The organism is Cupriavidus cauae, assembly GCF_026210475.1.
GTDB lineage: Bacteria > Pseudomonadota > Gammaproteobacteria > Burkholderiales > Burkholderiaceae > Cupriavidus > Cupriavidus cauae.
On the sequence record NZ_CP080293.1, the window covers coordinates 431,669 to 445,503 of the forward strand.

Sequence of the window (13,835 nt, forward strand, 5' to 3'; positions counted from 1 at the left end):
CCCCCGCGATGTACCTGACCCAGGGACTGCACCGCGCGATACAGCGCCATCCCGCCAAGATCGCGCTTTGCCACGTGGCCGACGGCCACACGCGTACCACCGATTTCGCTGAACTGGGTGCGCGGGTGGCGCGTGCCGCCGCGGCGCTGAAGCGTCACGGCGTGGGACCCGGCGACCGCGTCGCGCTGCTCGCGCAGAACGGCGACGGCCTGATCGCGATGCTGCTGGCCTGCTGGTGGCGCGGCGCGGTGGCGTGTCCGCTCAATACGCGCTGGAGCGTGCCCGAGCTGCGCCATGCGATCGGCGACTGCGGCGCGCGGCTGCTGCTGCCCGATCGCCAGCTGACCGCGATGGCGGAGGAACTCGACGACGTCGCCACGGTGGTGCCGATCGACACCTTCCTGGCCGATGCCGACGCCGCGGCGGCGGCCGGCGCGGAATCGCTCGACGATACGCGCACCGGCGGCGATGCGCTGGCCGCGATCCTCTACACCGGCGGCACCACCGGTCGCGCCAAGGGGGTGATGCTGTCGCACGCCAACTTCTGGGCCGCGTCGATCTCGCGCGCCGCGGAACTGAACAATGCGCCGGACAGCGTATCGCTGCTGGTTGCCCCGCTGTTCCATGTCGCCGGCTTGGGCCGGCTGATCGGGCAGCTGATCGCCGGGGGCAGCTGCGTGACGCTGCCGCAGTTTCGCGCCGACATCGTGCTGTCCGCCATCGAGACACATCGGATCTCCGACATCATCGTGGTGCCGACCATGCTGCAGTCGCTGCTCGATCATCCCGGCTTCGACGCGGCGCGGCTGCAGAGCCTGAACCGCATCGCCTTCGGCGCCGCACCGATGCCGCCGGACCTGCTGGCGCGCGCGCTCGACGCGTGGCCCAACGCGGAGTTCTTCCAGGCCTATGGCATGACGGAGACCGCCGCCGCGGTCTGCATCAATCCGCCGGCCAATCATCGTCCGGGCCCGGGTGCCGAACGCCACCGGCATTCAGTGGGACGCGCCGGGCTGGGCACCGAGATCCGCGTGGTCGATCCGCAAGGCGAAGAAATGCCGCGCGGCACCGTCGGCGAGATCGTCGTGCGCGGGCCGATGGTGATGCGCGGCTACTGGAACCAGCCGGACGCCACCGCGCAGGCGCTGCGCGATGGCTGGCTTACCGGCGACGGCGGCTGGATGGACGAGGATGGCTATCTGTTCATCGCCGACCGGCTCAAGGACATGATCATTTCCGGCGGCGAGAACGTGTACTCGGGCGAAGTCGAGACCGCGCTGCGCAGCCATCCGCGCGTGGCGCAGGCCGCGGTGATCGGCGTGCCGGACGCGCGCTGGGGCGAGCGCGTGCATGCGGTGGTGGTCGTGGAGGGAGGCGAGCCACAGGACGACGCCGCGCTGTCGGCCGAGCTGACGCAGTGGTGCCGCGAACGGCTGGCGGGCTACAAGTGTCCGCGCAGTTTCACCTATGTCGATGGGCTGCCGCTGTCGGCGGCCGGCAAGGTGCTGAAGAACGAATTGCGGCAGCGATACCGCGGCGCGGTGGCGGTTGGCGGGCGCTGATCGTCGGCGCCGCGAACTCATCAGCGAGAGGAATTCCGATGGAACGAATCGACTTCGAGATGCGGGACGGCGTCGCCACGCTGACGCTGAAGGATCCGAAGACGCGCAATGCGCTCGGGCCCGCGATGCGCGAGGAAATCGCCGAGGCCGTGCACGTGGTCGCGACCGACCGCGGCATTCGCGCGCTGGTGCTGACCGGCGCCGACGGACACTTCTGCTCGGGCGGCGACCTGCGCAATATCGCGAGCGCCGGTCTGGACAACCAGGGCTGGCGCGAGCGGCTCGGCGACCTGCATCGATGGCTGCGCGACCTGATCGGCCTCGACAAGCCCGTCATTGCGGCGGTCGATGGCGCGGCCTTCGGCGCGGGCTTCGGCCTGGCGCTGACGGCGGACTTTTTGATCGCCACGCCGCGGGCGCGCTTCTGCGTGTCCTTCCTGAAGGTCGGCCTGGTGCCCGATTGCGGGATCTTCCACACGCTGCCGCGCGTGGTCGGCGTGCAGCGGGCCAAGGAGCTGATGCTGTCGGCGCGTGAGGTCGGCGCGGAGGAAGCGCTGCGGCTGGGAATCGCGATGGAGATTCATGCGCCGGAAGCGCTGGCGCAGCGCGCCCATGCGATCGCGCGCAGCTTTGTCGGGGCCTCGCCAATGGCGGTCAGCCTGATCAAGCGTGCGGTGGCCGCGGACGGGGATCTTGCGACCGCGCTCGAGCTGGAAGCCAATGCGCAGGCGCTGGCGATGGGCACGGCGCACCATCGCGAGGCGGTCGAGGCGTTTCTGGAGAAGCGGCCGGCTCCGTTTCGGTGGCCGGGCTGACGAAGGGGCCCCATCGGGGCTCTGCCCTCTCCCCCTCCCCTCTCCCACGAGTGGGAGAGGGGAGGGGGAGAGGGCCGTGACAACGAACGGCGCTCTGACTGTTTTTCTCCCCTCTCCCGCCCGGCGGGAGAGGGGCCGGGGGACAGGGAAAGCGCTTCGCCTTCAGCGCGCGATCGGCTTGTAGCGGATGCGCTTGGGCTTGGCCGCTTCCTCGCCCAGGCGGCGCTTCTTGTCGGCCTCGTACTCCTGATAGTTGCCGGCGAAGAACTCGACGTGCGAGTCGCCTTCGAAGGCCAGGATATGCGTCGCGATCCGGTCCAGGAACCAGCGATCGTGCGAGATCACCATCACGCAGCCGGCGAACTCCAGCAGCGCGTCTTCCAGCGCGCGCAGCGTTTCGACGTCGAGGTCGTTCGACGGTTCGTCGAGCAGCAGCACATTGCCGCCGGCGATCAGCGTCTTGGCCAGATGCAGGCGCCCGCGTTCGCCGCCCGACAGCGTGCCGACATGCTTCTGCTGGTCCGAGCCCTTGAAGTTGAAGCGGCCGATATAGGCGCGCGAGGGCGTCTCGTAGCGGCCCACGGTCAGCACATCCGCGCCGCCGGAGATTTCCTCGAACACCGTCTTGCTGCCGTCGAGCGCGTCGCGGCTCTGGTCGACATAGGCGAGCTTGACGGTCGGCCCGATCTTGATCGTACCGCTGTCCGGCTGCTCCTTGCCGGTCAGCATGCGGAACAGCGTCGATTTACCGGCGCCATTCGGACCGATCACGCCGACGATTGCGCCCGGCGGCACCTTGAAGCTCAGGTTGTCGATCAGCAGCCGATCGCCGTAGGCCTTCGATACGTTCTCGAACTCGATCACCTCATTGCCGAGCCGCTCGCCGACCGGAATGAAGATCTCCTGGGTTTCGTTGCGCTTCTGGTATTCCTGGCTATTCAGCTCGTCGAAACGCGCCAGACGCGCCTTCGACTTGGCCTGCCGGCCCTTCGGATTCTGGCGGACCCATTCCAGCTCCTTCTTCAGCGCCTTCTGCCGCGCCGACTCGCTGGACTCTTCCTGCTTCAGCCGGTTTTCCTTCTGGTCCAGCCACGAGCTGTAGTTGCCCTTCCAGGGAATGCCGTGGCCGCGGTCCAGTTCCAGGATCCACTCGGCGGCGTTGTCGAGGAAGTAGCGATCGTGGGTCACCGCGACCACCGTGCCCGGGAAGCGGGTCAGGAACTGCTCCAGCCATTCGACCGATTCGGCGTCCAGGTGGTTGGTCGGCTCGTCCAGCAGCAGCATGTCGGGACGCGACAGCAGAAGCCGGCACAGCGCGACGCGGCGCTTCTCGCCGCCGGACAGATGGCCGACCTTGGCGTCCCACGGCGGCAGCCGCAGCGCGTCGGCCGCAACTTCCAGCTGCTGCTCGGCATTGTTGCCGTCGCTGGCGGCCAGGATCGCCTCGTACTTGGCCTGATCGGCGGCCAGCTGGTCGAAGTCGGCATCCGGCTCGGCGTAGGCCGCGTAGATTTCCTCGAGCTTCTTGCGCGCCTCGAACACCTCGCCCAGACCGCCCTCGACTGCTTCACGCACGGTTTGCTCGGGATCGAGCTGCGGCTCCTGCGGCAGATAGCCGATGTTCAGATTCGGCATCGGGATCGCTTCGCCCTCGATGTCCTTGTCGACGCCGGCCATGATCCTGAGCAGCGTCGATTTGCCCGAACCGTTCAGGCCGAGCACGCCGATCTTGGCGCCGGGGAAAAAGGACAGCGAAATATCCTTCAGGATCTGACGCTTGGGCGGAACGATCTTGCCCACGCGATTCATCGTATAGACGTACTGTGCCATGCGGCTTACCCAGTGAAATGACTGTGTTGGAGGGGGATGGCGCAGTGTAGCAAACCGGGGGCGGCGGGCGGATGGGGTGGCCGTTGCGCTGGCTCATGCACTGCCCGCTGGCCGACACGGCGACCGCTGCACGGGCCCACGCGCCGGCCGGCGTACCGGCCGGCGTACCGGCCGATGTACCGACCGAAGCGCTGGCCAAGGCGCCGCCCGCGGGCGCGGTATCATCGGGCCCTTCGCCTTCGGGCAATTTCCTGCTGACCGAGTACCACCATGAGCCCCAAACCCGCCCGCACGCTGACCTTCAAGTGCAAGAAGTGCAACAAGCCCGTGACCCTGTACCTGCAGAAGGTATCGGCCTGCTCGCATATCACGCCATACCAGGGCTTCTGCAAGTGCGGCGAGATGATGCGCCACGCCACCGGGGACAAGGACGCGGTGGCGTCGTTCGTGGAGTCGAACGATATCCATTGGGCGCATCACCATCATCACCATCATTGAGCGATGGCGTGTTCAGGCCACGATGCGGGCGGAGACCTTGCGCGTCGTGGACTGAATGAACCGGCCGAGGCGGTCCGCGAGATCTCGCGCGCCATGCGGCAACGACGGCAAGGTGTGCTCCACCGCGCGCGCCACTGCGCCCGGGATCCGTTGCGCCAGTTCCGCCGCCTGGCCCAATACGAAGCGCGGCTGCATGCCAAGGGTTTCGGCCATCGCCACCACGTGCCGGCGCGCAATCTCGCCCGGCCGGTTTTCTCCACCGATCGAAAACGCGAACTCCCCTGACAGCCCGGCATACAAGCGGGTGCACATCAGATCGTAGAAGGGGGTCAGCCTCACGCCTTGCCCAGGCAGCACGTACAACGACAGGTTCTTCGCGTGGCTGTCGTTGTTGCCGACGTAGAGGTTGAAGAAGATCCAGTTCAGGAAGTGGCGCAGGTCTACCGCGGGCTGGACGCTGCATTGCCGGATCAGAGCGGCGCAGGCCGCGATGCCGGGACCGCCCTCCTTTTCGTACTTGCGGTCGGACACGGTGCCGGCCAACTGGCACAGGTCGTACTGGACGAGCCGTCCCAACGTTCCATCCGGCCGCTGGTACCTGTCGAAGCGCCGCACGACGCATGCTCGCGTCATCGGTTCATAGAAAACCTCGGCGGCAGGCAAACCACACTCCGCGGCAACGCGCATCACGATGGTTTCGTTCGCGGCCGACTGCCATACCTTGGCGAGGCGCTTGATGTCCGGCTTCAGGATATGCGTGGACGGCGCGACGCCGCGAGGAAGACGCGGGACGCCATCGTCGAAGATCGCCAGGCTGGTCTTGTCCTGTGCGCCCGCGAGCGAGATCCGCGCGCGGGCACCCTTCAGGTCGACGGCGGCCGCAGACGGCTTGCTCAGCGCCGCGCCCAGCGCCTGCCATGAGGTCGCCTGGTACGTGGGAGGCTTCGGCGTTTCGCCTTCCGGTACGATGACGAAGGCCCCAGCCGTGTCCCCCGCCACCTCCAGGAGCATCGAAAACAAGGTGGACGCCTTCTTCTGCTGCGCGAGATAGTCGCGCAATTCCCCCTCGGGCAGCAGGTTCTCGAAGAAGGCCTGCACGACCTCGGCGTCCTGCAATCCCGGCATCAGCGGAATGGCGGCGACCGGGAAGCGGTCCTCCCCGGCGAGCCATGCGGGCGAATAGGCGAAGGCCAATGGCGCGGTATCGTGGATGGTGCCGACCACTTCATCGCCCCACAGGACGCTGAGCCGTTCGGGCCGGGCCATCACAAGCCTCCGCTGGTCTTGGGCTTCACGACCATTTCCAGCCCGAGCAAGTCCATGATGTCGAGAACCTTCTGCAGCTGGACCGTCGGCTTGCCCCGCTCGAGTTCGACGACGAAGCGGTTGCCGGTACCGCCGAGACCGGCGAGATCGGTTTGCTTCAGTTCGAGTTGCTCGCGCCGCCGGCGGATGGCGGCGCCGAGTTCGGCCGAACTGTGAACCACGATGCCGCTGGCGGCTGAGTTACCGCTAGGGAAGTTTTGTTTCTCCGCTGCCATCTTGCGCCCCTGATATTACCGCTCGGTAATTTTATATTGGAACCACGCATCGTCAAGGAAAAAAATTACCGCTCGGTAATACGACTGGTCGCAGGGTTGGTGCGGTGCTGTACTTCCCGGGAACGAATGGGTCGACGGCGTGGGAGGGCATCAGCCCCGCCGTTCAATCGAACGCCTGCACCGCCAGCAGCAAAATCACCGCCAGATAGCCCAGATGCATCCGCGTGCGCTGCCGCTTGTAGCGCCGCACCACGTCCGGCAGGAACAGTTGGCGTGCCGTCTTGAAGCTTGAAATCGGATCGGCCACGACGTCGGAATACGCGTCGGTGTTGTTGCGATAGATCGTCGCCAACGACTCGCGCTCATGTCCGCCCGTCAGCTGCTGCGTCGTGCGTGAACGCTTGCTGATGCGGTAGTAGAACAGCGGCGCATCGATCCGATGCACCTTGGCATCGGGCTCCAGCAGACGGATATAGAACTCCCAGTCCTCGAAGCCGTGCTTCATCGCTTCGGAATAGCCGGAGGTCCGGTCGTACAACGCGCGCGGATACACCGCGCAGTTGTGAATCATGTTCTCGAACAGCAGCCGCTGATAGCTGTATTCGGGCAGCCGCCATTTCCCCTTCTTCGCGCCGAATCGTTTGACCTGGCAGTAGACCAGCGCGGTGTCCGGATGCCTGCGGAAATGCGCTAGCGCGCGGCGCAGGTAGTCGGGATGGATCTTGTCGTCTCCGTCCAGCGGCACGATGTATTCGCCGCCGGTAAGCCGGATACCGAGATTGCGCGCCGACGCCACGCCGCCGTTCTGCTTGCGGATATAGGTGAAGCGGCGGTCCTTCTGCACGAAGGACTGCACGCGCTGCGCGGTATCGTCGGTGGAGCCGTCGTCGACCACGATGCAGCGCCAGTGCCGGTAGGTCTGGCGCCGCACCGATTTGAGCGTGTCCGCGATCACGCCCGCCTGGTTGTAGCAGGGGACGATGATGGCGACTTCTGGCGCTGGATCGGTTTGCGGACGGCGGAATCTGGAAAGAGACTTCAACAGCATTAATGGGGAAAGCGGGTCTGCGGTTGCGGCCAATGATCGCATACCGACCATGACGGCCCTGGAAAACCTGGCCATCGCCGCTCGGCGCGCCCGGTTTCGGTCGTGCCGCTGGGTTCCGCCCTGCCCCGTCAGTTCAGCTTGATATCGAGCTGCTGCACGGTCCGACTTTCGACCTCGAACTGCTCGGCGGCGGACTTCGCATATTCGCTGCTCAGGTAGACGGTTGGAGGTCGCTGGCCTCCAGCGACCTCAGGTATGTCGGATCCTGCGTCGCGTTTCTGAAGGCGTCGTGCAGGGTCTTGACGATATTCGGTCCATGCCGCTCGGGCCGACGATGCCGACCAGCGAGCTGGCGGTCAAGCGGCGGCGACCCGCCTGGCTCGTCAATGCCTTCGGCGCTGCCAGATGGATTACATTTCCGGGAGCAAGACTGAGGATGGGACCACTCCAATTTCAACGATCCGGGAATCTCATGCACAACGACAAATTCGACCTGATCCAATTTTCCTCCGCGGTCCGCGATCTATTGGACAGCGAGCTCCAGGTATCGGTCGGCAATATGGAAGTGGTGCCCTTTGCCGAAAAGCTGTACAAGCTGGTGCGGTCGCATGCCTACAACGAGGGCGTGCTCGACGCGAAGCGCGTAATGGAACGCAAGCTGGCGGATGTTTCGGAGCAGCTGGATATCTTGCTGCAGTATGAGTAGCAAGTATTCGCTGACGCAGGTCAGGGAGGTCTGGGTCAACGCCCGCCTGAACGGCGAGGTGGACTGGCTCGACTATCTGGAGGCGCCGACGTTCTTCTTGAAGGCGAATGGCGAACTGGTTTCCAAAGCCAATCAGATTGCCTACATCGAACGCAGCCGGAAGAAGTTTCCGAACAAGCGGGCCGGCGAGGCAGAGTTCAAGGAAACCGGCATCGGGATCCAGCAGCACAAGTGTTGGGCCACGGTAACGGGATCGGCATGCCTGAAGAGGGATGGGAAGATCGTCCACCAGTTCGAATTTCTCGAGTTATGGCTGATCGTGGGCGGCCGATGGCAGATTGTGTCCCTCTGTATCGAGGATATCGAGCATGCAGGGGCGGCATGACCTTGACTGCCGGCCGGCATGACGGCGAGGCGCTGGCGCTAACGCGAGGGCGGACGCTGGCCGCCTCTGATGCTTCCGCGGCGATTGCCACCGACGGACATCGCTTACGGCGGCCAGCCATTCAAAACAACGTGGCTTCCATTCCCGACGCCCCTTCCCGCTCGGTCCGCGGCAAGTCCAGCCGCAGCGTGGCGCCGCCGGGTAGTTCGAGTTCGTCGCAGTTGTTCCCGGGCCCGCCGCGGTCCACGACGATGAACCGCGCCACGCCTTCCGTGACGATCAGCGAGTGGTGCCACACGCCCTTGCGATAGTTGACGCCTTGCCGGCCGTTGGTGACGAAGGCCCGCACCGCATGCGGCTCGACCGTGTCGCCAGGCGGCGCCACCACGACGAGGAACCGCGCATCCCCCAGCGGAATGAACGCCTGGCTGCCGAGCGGGTGCCGCTCGAACGAGGTCAGTACCAGCGGCAGCGCATAGGGTTGCGATTCGAACAGATTGATCAGCGGGCGTCCGTCGTTCGAGGACACGTCGACCTCGGCAAGGTCGTGAAAGCGATGACACATGCCGCGATTGATGGCGATGGGCGCGCGGCCATCGCTCTCGATGACGTCGCCGAACGGGGCGAAGGCGTCTGCGGTCAGCGGTTGTGCGATCAGGGGCAGCGGGGCGGTCTGAATGGGCATGGCTGGACGGAATCGGGTTCGCATACTGGTCTTACCAGTATTACGATATGGCATGTCGGTGTCAATGCGGGAACTCGGCGGGTAAACGCCGATTTGTTGGGTTCGCGCGGGGCGTTATTGTTGCGCCCTACCCGTATCAATCATACTGGTCATACCAGTGATAATCCCCCCGGCGACACAACAAACACGAGGAGACCGCCATGACACCCTACCAAGCCGGCCCGGCAATTACGCCGGCGTCCGCGGCCGACATCCCGGCCGTCGCGCAAGAGAACGCGCTCTACCGCAAGGTGGCCTGGCGACTGCTCCCCTTCCTGATGCTGTGCTACGTCGTCGCCTACCTCGATCGCGTGAACGTCGGCTTCGCCAAGTTGCACATGCTCGCCGACCTGCAGTTCAGCGAAGCGATGTACGGCCTCGGCGCGGGTCTCTTCTTCATCGGCTACTTCTTCTTCGAGGTGCCCAGCAACATGCTGATGCACAGGATCGGCGCCAAGGCGACCATCTCCCGCATCATGATCACCTGGGCGCTGATCTCGGCGGCGATGATGTTCGTCACCACGCCGAAGCAGTTCTACGTGCTGCGCCTGCTGCTCGGCGCCGCGGAGGCCGGCTTCTATCCCGGCATGATCCTGTACCTGACCTACTGGTTTCCCTCGCACCGCCGCGCGAAGATGGTGGCGCTGTTCATGTGCGCGATCCCGGTGTCGGGCATCTTCGGCGGACCGCTGTCGGGCTGGATCATGGAATCGATGCAGGGCGTATCGGGGCTGCGCGGCTGGCAATGGATGTTCCTGCTCGAGGCCATCCCCTCGCTGCTGGTCGGCGTGGCGGTGATGTTCTACCTCGACAACAATATCCGTGCCGCCAAGTGGCTGACCGAATCGGAGAAGGCCCTGCTCGAGCGCAACATCGCCAACGAACGCCAGGCCAAGGACGCGCACCCGACGCTGCGCGCACTGTTCGCCGATACGCGCATCGTCAAGATGGCCTTCATCTGCTTCTGCACGGTGATGGGCCAGTACGGGCTGACGTTCTGGTTGCCGACGCTGGTCAAGCAGTCCGGCGTATCGAGCGCGCTGCATATCGGCCTGCTGACCGCCGTGCCGTTCTCGGTCGCGGTCTGCTCGATGATTCTCGTCAGCCGCAGCTCCGACCGCATGCGCGAACGCCGCTGGCACTTGATCGTGCCGTTCTGCTGCGGCGCCACCGGCCTGGTGCTGAGCGCCGTGTTCAGCGACAACGTGGCGTGGTCTCTCGCCGCCCTGGCGCTCGCGGCCGGCGGCAGCCTCGCGACTTCGCCGCTGTTCTGGAGCCTGCCGACCGCGATCCTGTCCGGCGCCGGCGCGGCCGCGGGCATCGCCATGATCAACTCCTTCGCCAACCTCGCCGGCTTCCTGAGCCCCTACATGATCGGGCTCATCAAGGATGCGACGCAAAGCACCAACCTGGCGATGTTCGTGCTGGCCGGCGTGCTGCTGATGGGCGCCCTGCTGACCTACACGGTGCCCGCCAGGCTGGTCAACAAGTAGGCGCCGCCGCGCGGGGCCGCGCCGACGCTCGGGTACAATCGTCTGCCTGAGCGGCGCCCCTCCGCTGCGATGCGCGGCAGTTCGCTTGCTGCTGCCTCGGCGCTCTTCCTCGTTCAGACATCAGGCATGTTCAACTCGACCGCAGTCGCCGCCAATGCCGCCCGGCTGATCCAGCAATGGATCAACGACGGCACCTACCCCGCAGGCTCGCTGCTGCCCTCCCAGCGCGAGCTCTCCGAGCGCCTCGGCATCAGCCGGACTTCGCTGCGGGAGGCGTTCTCCACCTTGCAGGGACTGGGTCTGATCGTGGCGCGCCCGGGCAAGGGCGTGTACGTCGCGGAAGGCCCTGCGCCCTCTGCCCATCCCTGGCGCTTCGCCGACTCGCATTCGCTGACCGACATCTACCAACTGCGCTTCGCGCTGGAGAATTTCACCGCGCGGCTCGCTGCGCTGGTGGCGGAGCCGGCCGACATCGACGCGCTGCGTGCCAACGCAGAAGCGATGCAGACCTGCATCCAAGCGTCGGACTTCACCCAGGCGGCGCAGCTCGATTTCGATTTCCACATGCAGATCATCGCGATCTCCGGCAATCGCGCGATTGCGGAGATTCTGCGCAACAGTGCGGAAATCATTCAGGAGAGCCAGCGCCTGCCCTTCTACAAGCGCGGCGCGCGGCGGGCGACGTTTAACGAGCACACGGCGATCATCGATGCGCTGGCGGCCGGGGATCCTTCACTGGCGCAGCGGGCGATGGCGAACCATATCGTGCAGGCGGCGCAGCGGGCGGGGGTGCATTTTCCGACGAGTTTGGATGTTAGGTGATCGTGACGGCGGAATCGGGCGTGTGGTTATGAGGGCCGGTAAATGAAAAAGGGTCACGTGAATATTCGCGTGACCCTTTTAATATCTGGTGCCGGCTGCAGGACTCGAACCCGCCACCTGATGATTACAAATCAACTGCTCTACCTGATGAGCTAAGCCGGCATGAATGCAGACCGCGATTCTACTGCATGCGGCCTGCCTTGGCGATGGTTGACCAGTCAGAACTGACCGGTCGAAGGGGCTTACTTGACGACCTTCAGCGAAGGCTTGCGCGTACCGATCCGCGGTACCGGCGGCGGATTCGGATCGTCGTCGTCCGAAGCATCGGCGCTGTCGGCTTGCGCGGCGCCGTCGCTTTCGACCGGGGCCAGTTTCGGCGGCGGATTCAGTTCGCGTTCGGTTGCGGCCTGGGTTTCCGGCACGCTGCGCTCGACCGGGAAGGCCATGCCCTGGCCATTTTCCCGCGCGTAGATCGCCAGCACGTTATCGACCGGCACGTCCAGCTTGCGTGAGACGCCGCCGAAGCGGGCGCTGAAGCTGATCCACTCGTTGCCCATTTCCAGACCGCTGGTCGCGTCGAAGCTGACGTTCAGCACGATCTCGTTGTTCTTGACGAACTCGCGCGGCACGTTGGTGTTCGCGTCGACGAACACGGCGATATACGGAGTGAAGCCGTTGTCCGTGCACCATTCGTAAATGGCGCGGATCAGGTAGGGCTTGGTCGAGGTTTCAGGCATAAGACTTCCAGTGGCGTCGCGCCGGTGGCCCGAGCGAACTCGGGCCAGGGCCGGCTTAGCGGCGCATCACCTTTTCCGACGGGGTCAGCGCTTCGATATAGGCGGGGCGGCTGAAGATCCGTTCCGCGTACTTCAGCAGCGGGGCGGCATTCTTCGACAGCTCGATGCCGTAGTGGTCCAGGCGCCACAGCAGCGGCGCGATGGCGACGTCCAGCATCGAGAACTCTTCGCCGAGCATGTACTTGTTCTTGACGAAGATCGGCGCCAGTTGCGTCAGGCGATCGCGGATCGCGCCACGGGCACGCTCGTGGCTCTTTTCCGCGGTCTTGCCCTTTTCGTTCTCCAGCACGTAGACGTGGGTGAACAGTTCCTTCTCGAAGTTGAACAGGAACAGGCGGGCGCGGGCGCGCTGGACCGGGTCGGCCGGCATCAGCTGGGGGTGCGGGAAGCGCTCGTCGATGTACTCGTTAATGATGTTGGATTCGTACAGGATCAGGTCGCGCTCGACCAGGATGGGCACCTGGCCGTAGGGATTCATCACCGAGATGTCTTCCGGCTTGTTGAACAGGTCGACGTCGCGGATTTCGAAGTCCATGCCCTTTTCGAACAGGACCAAGCGGCAACGCTGAGAGAACGGGCAGGTGGTGCCCGAATACAACACCATCATGGTTGGGATTCCTTGGAGGCGGCGCTAGGCCGAAGTTGGGTCAAACATTCTGTCAGAACCCACCATCGGAAAGCAAATTCGTTACAAATAGCGTAACGGAATGCCGGATCGGTGGCTTGGCGGGCGGCGCATGCGGCCCGTCCATGCCCTGTCTCTTTTCATTCCGTCACAAAGGAAAAAGGGCCAGGCGGTGTCGCATACGCAACTCCGCGCTAGCCCTCGGGCGGTCTACCGGGATTACTTGATGTCTTTCCAGTAGGCGGCGTTCAGGCGCCAGGCGAACACGGTGAAGATGCCCAGGAACAGCAGCACCCACACGCCCAGACGGCGGCGATGGTTCTGCGCCGGCTCGGCCATCCAGTCGAGATAGGCGACCAGGTCGGCGACGGCGGTATCGTACTGCAGCGGCGTCATGCTGCCGGGCGTCAGCTGTTCGAAACCGACGAACTTGTGCACTTTCTCGCCATGCTCTTCCACGTCGGCGAACTTGGCGGCGCGCTGGCCTTGCAGCTCCCACAGCACGTGCGGCATGCCGACGCTCGGGAAGACCAGGTTGTTCCAGCCGGTCGCGCGAGTGTCGTCGCGGTAGAAGGTACGCAGATACGTATACAGCCAGGCATCGCCGCGGGCGCGGGCGATCACCGACAGATCCGGCGGCGCCGCGCCGAACCACGCCTTGGCGTCCTTCGGCTGCATCGCGATGGTCATCGTTTCGCCGACCTTGTCCGCGGTGAACATCAGGTTTTCGCGGATCTGATCTTCGGTCAGGCCGATATCGCGCAGGCGGTTGTAGCGCATCATCGACGCGCCGTGGCAGTTCAGGCAGTAGTTGACAAACAGCTTGGCGCCACGCTGCAACGAGAACAGGTCGCTGGTGTTGACCGGCGCCGGCTCGAGCGGATAGCCCCCTTCGGCAGCGATGGCGGGCGCACCGGCGAAGCACGCGCCGGCCAGCGCGAGAATGGAAAGCAGCTTTTTCATCGTTGTTCCTTGTCCTTGGGCCTGGC

Annotated in this window: 15 protein-coding genes and 1 tRNA gene; 7 read left to right on the top strand and 9 right to left on the bottom strand. The window is 65.0% G+C overall.

What is annotated here, in order from left to right:
* The first annotated feature begins 8 nt into the window (after positions 1–8).
* On the top strand, positions 9–1,562 hold the full coding sequence (locus tag KZ686_RS01925; protein WP_265632921.1) for a class I adenylate-forming enzyme family protein: 1,554 nt from the start codon (positions 9–11) through the stop codon (positions 1,560–1,562).
* 38 nt (positions 1,563–1,600) lie between these two features.
* A complete protein-coding gene (locus KZ686_RS01930) occupies positions 1,601–2,377 on the top strand; it encodes an enoyl-CoA hydratase/isomerase family protein (protein ID WP_265632922.1) in 777 nt (258 codons plus the stop codon).
* Between the two features lie 162 nt (positions 2,378–2,539).
* Here KZ686_RS01930 and ettA read toward each other — a convergent pair whose 3' ends face one another.
* On the bottom strand, positions 2,540–4,207 hold the full coding sequence (gene ettA / locus KZ686_RS01935; RefSeq protein ID WP_150082596.1) for an energy-dependent translational throttle protein EttA: 1,668 nt from the start codon (positions 4,205–4,207) through the stop codon (positions 2,540–2,542).
* A gap of 270 nt (positions 4,208–4,477) precedes the next feature.
* Between ettA and KZ686_RS01940 the strand changes: the two genes are divergently transcribed.
* Positions 4,478–4,705: a hypothetical protein gene (locus KZ686_RS01940; RefSeq protein WP_006575803.1), complete on the top strand. Its 228-nt coding sequence runs from the start codon at positions 4,478–4,480 to the stop codon at positions 4,703–4,705.
* A gap of 12 nt (positions 4,706–4,717) precedes the next feature.
* Here KZ686_RS01940 and KZ686_RS01945 read toward each other — a convergent pair whose 3' ends face one another.
* The 3 genes from KZ686_RS01945 to KZ686_RS01955 all read right to left on the bottom strand — a co-directional run bounded on the left by KZ686_RS01945 (position 4,718) and on the right by KZ686_RS01955 (position 7,288).
* Positions 4,718–5,971 carry a type II toxin-antitoxin system HipA family toxin gene (locus KZ686_RS01945; RefSeq protein WP_265632923.1) on the bottom strand — a complete coding sequence of 418 codons (1,254 nt, stop codon included), beginning with the start codon at positions 5,969–5,971 and terminating at the stop codon, positions 4,718–4,720.
* The gene (locus KZ686_RS01950) at positions 5,971–6,246 is read right to left on the bottom strand and encodes a type II toxin-antitoxin system Y4mF family antitoxin (protein WP_265632924.1); all 276 of its coding nucleotides are present in this window, start codon (positions 6,244–6,246) and stop codon (positions 5,971–5,973) included. Before KZ686_RS01950 ends, KZ686_RS01945 begins: the two co-directional genes overlap by 1 nt.
* A gap of 163 nt (positions 6,247–6,409) precedes the next feature.
* On the bottom strand, positions 6,410–7,288 hold the full coding sequence (locus KZ686_RS01955; RefSeq protein ID WP_265632925.1) for a glycosyltransferase family 2 protein: 879 nt from the start codon (positions 7,286–7,288) through the stop codon (positions 6,410–6,412).
* Between the two features lie 322 nt (positions 7,289–7,610).
* Here KZ686_RS01955 and KZ686_RS01960 point away from each other — a divergent pair, with 322 nt between their 5' ends.
* On the top strand, positions 7,611–8,000 hold the full coding sequence (locus KZ686_RS01960) for a DUF2164 family protein (protein ID WP_226109483.1): 390 nt from the start codon (positions 7,611–7,613) through the stop codon (positions 7,998–8,000).
* On the top strand, positions 7,993–8,385 hold the full coding sequence (locus KZ686_RS01965; protein WP_265632926.1) for a hypothetical protein: 393 nt from the start codon (positions 7,993–7,995) through the stop codon (positions 8,383–8,385). The genes KZ686_RS01960 and KZ686_RS01965 overlap by 8 nt, the downstream gene beginning before the upstream one ends.
* 121 nt (positions 8,386–8,506) lie before the next feature.
* Here KZ686_RS01965 and KZ686_RS01970 read toward each other — a convergent pair whose 3' ends face one another.
* Positions 8,507–9,070 carry an ureidoglycolate lyase gene (locus KZ686_RS01970; protein ID WP_265633389.1) on the bottom strand — a complete coding sequence of 188 codons (564 nt, stop codon included), beginning with the start codon at positions 9,068–9,070 and terminating at the stop codon, positions 8,507–8,509.
* 200 nt (positions 9,071–9,270) lie between these two features.
* On the opposite strand from KZ686_RS01970, the gene KZ686_RS01975 reads away from it, so the two are divergent.
* Both KZ686_RS01975 and KZ686_RS01980 read left to right on the top strand, forming a co-directional pair.
* A complete protein-coding gene (locus KZ686_RS01975) occupies positions 9,271–10,602 on the top strand; it encodes an MFS transporter (RefSeq protein WP_265632927.1) in 1,332 nt (443 codons plus the stop codon).
* Between the two features lie 126 nt (positions 10,603–10,728).
* Complete coding sequence (locus tag KZ686_RS01980; protein ID WP_265632928.1) at positions 10,729–11,424, top strand: FadR/GntR family transcriptional regulator; 696 nt, start codon at positions 10,729–10,731, stop codon at positions 11,422–11,424.
* 86 nt (positions 11,425–11,510) lie between these two features.
* Here KZ686_RS01980 and KZ686_RS01985 read toward each other — a convergent pair.
* The 4 genes from KZ686_RS01985 to KZ686_RS02000 all read right to left on the bottom strand — a co-directional run bounded on the left by KZ686_RS01985 (position 11,511) and on the right by KZ686_RS02000 (position 13,809).
* Positions 11,511–11,586: transfer RNA gene (locus tag KZ686_RS01985), tRNA-Thr, on the bottom strand.
* An 80-nt stretch (positions 11,587–11,666) separates the two neighbouring features.
* Entirely contained in the window at positions 11,667–12,161 is a 495-nt protein-coding gene (locus tag KZ686_RS01990) for a ClpXP protease specificity-enhancing factor (RefSeq protein WP_149319694.1), read from the bottom strand.
* Positions 12,162–12,216: 55 nt separating this feature from the next.
* Positions 12,217–12,828, bottom strand: coding sequence for a glutathione S-transferase N-terminal domain-containing protein (locus tag KZ686_RS01995; RefSeq protein WP_006575790.1), 612 nt, complete (start codon positions 12,826–12,828; stop codon positions 12,217–12,219).
* A gap of 237 nt (positions 12,829–13,065) precedes the next feature.
* Entirely contained in the window at positions 13,066–13,809 is a 744-nt protein-coding gene (locus tag KZ686_RS02000) for a cytochrome c1 (RefSeq protein WP_149319695.1), read from the bottom strand.
* Positions 13,810–13,835 lie beyond the last annotated feature (26 nt).

Coding starts and splice junctions, on each gene's coding strand:
- KZ686_RS01925 (WP_265632921.1), top strand. CDS start 9: ATGTACCTGACCCAGGGACTGCACCGCGCGATACAGCGCCATCCCGCC.
- KZ686_RS01930 (WP_265632922.1), top strand. CDS start 1,601: ATGGAACGAATCGACTTCGAGATGCGGGACGGCGTCGCCACGCTGACG.
- ettA (WP_150082596.1), bottom strand. CDS start 4,207: ATGGCACAGTACGTCTATACGATGAATCGCGTGGGCAAGATCGTTCCG.
- KZ686_RS01940 (WP_006575803.1), top strand. CDS start 4,478: ATGAGCCCCAAACCCGCCCGCACGCTGACCTTCAAGTGCAAGAAGTGC.
- KZ686_RS01945 (WP_265632923.1), bottom strand. CDS start 5,971: ATGGCCCGGCCCGAACGGCTCAGCGTCCTGTGGGGCGATGAAGTGGTC.
- KZ686_RS01950 (WP_265632924.1), bottom strand. CDS start 6,246: ATGGCAGCGGAGAAACAAAACTTCCCTAGCGGTAACTCAGCCGCCAGC.
- KZ686_RS01960 (WP_226109483.1), top strand. CDS start 7,611: ATGCCGCTCGGGCCGACGATGCCGACCAGCGAGCTGGCGGTCAAGCGG.
- KZ686_RS01965 (WP_265632926.1), top strand. CDS start 7,993: ATGAGTAGCAAGTATTCGCTGACGCAGGTCAGGGAGGTCTGGGTCAAC.
- KZ686_RS01970 (WP_265633389.1), bottom strand. CDS start 9,070: ATGCCCATTCAGACCGCCCCGCTGCCCCTGATCGCACAACCGCTGACC.
- KZ686_RS01975 (WP_265632927.1), top strand. CDS start 9,271: ATGACACCCTACCAAGCCGGCCCGGCAATTACGCCGGCGTCCGCGGCC.
- KZ686_RS01980 (WP_265632928.1), top strand. CDS start 10,729: ATGTTCAACTCGACCGCAGTCGCCGCCAATGCCGCCCGGCTGATCCAG.
- KZ686_RS01990 (WP_149319694.1), bottom strand. CDS start 12,161: ATGCCTGAAACCTCGACCAAGCCCTACCTGATCCGCGCCATTTACGAA.
- KZ686_RS01995 (WP_006575790.1), bottom strand. CDS start 12,828: ATGATGGTGTTGTATTCGGGCACCACCTGCCCGTTCTCTCAGCGTTGC.
- KZ686_RS02000 (WP_149319695.1), bottom strand. CDS start 13,809: ATGAAAAAGCTGCTTTCCATTCTCGCGCTGGCCGGCGCGTGCTTCGCC.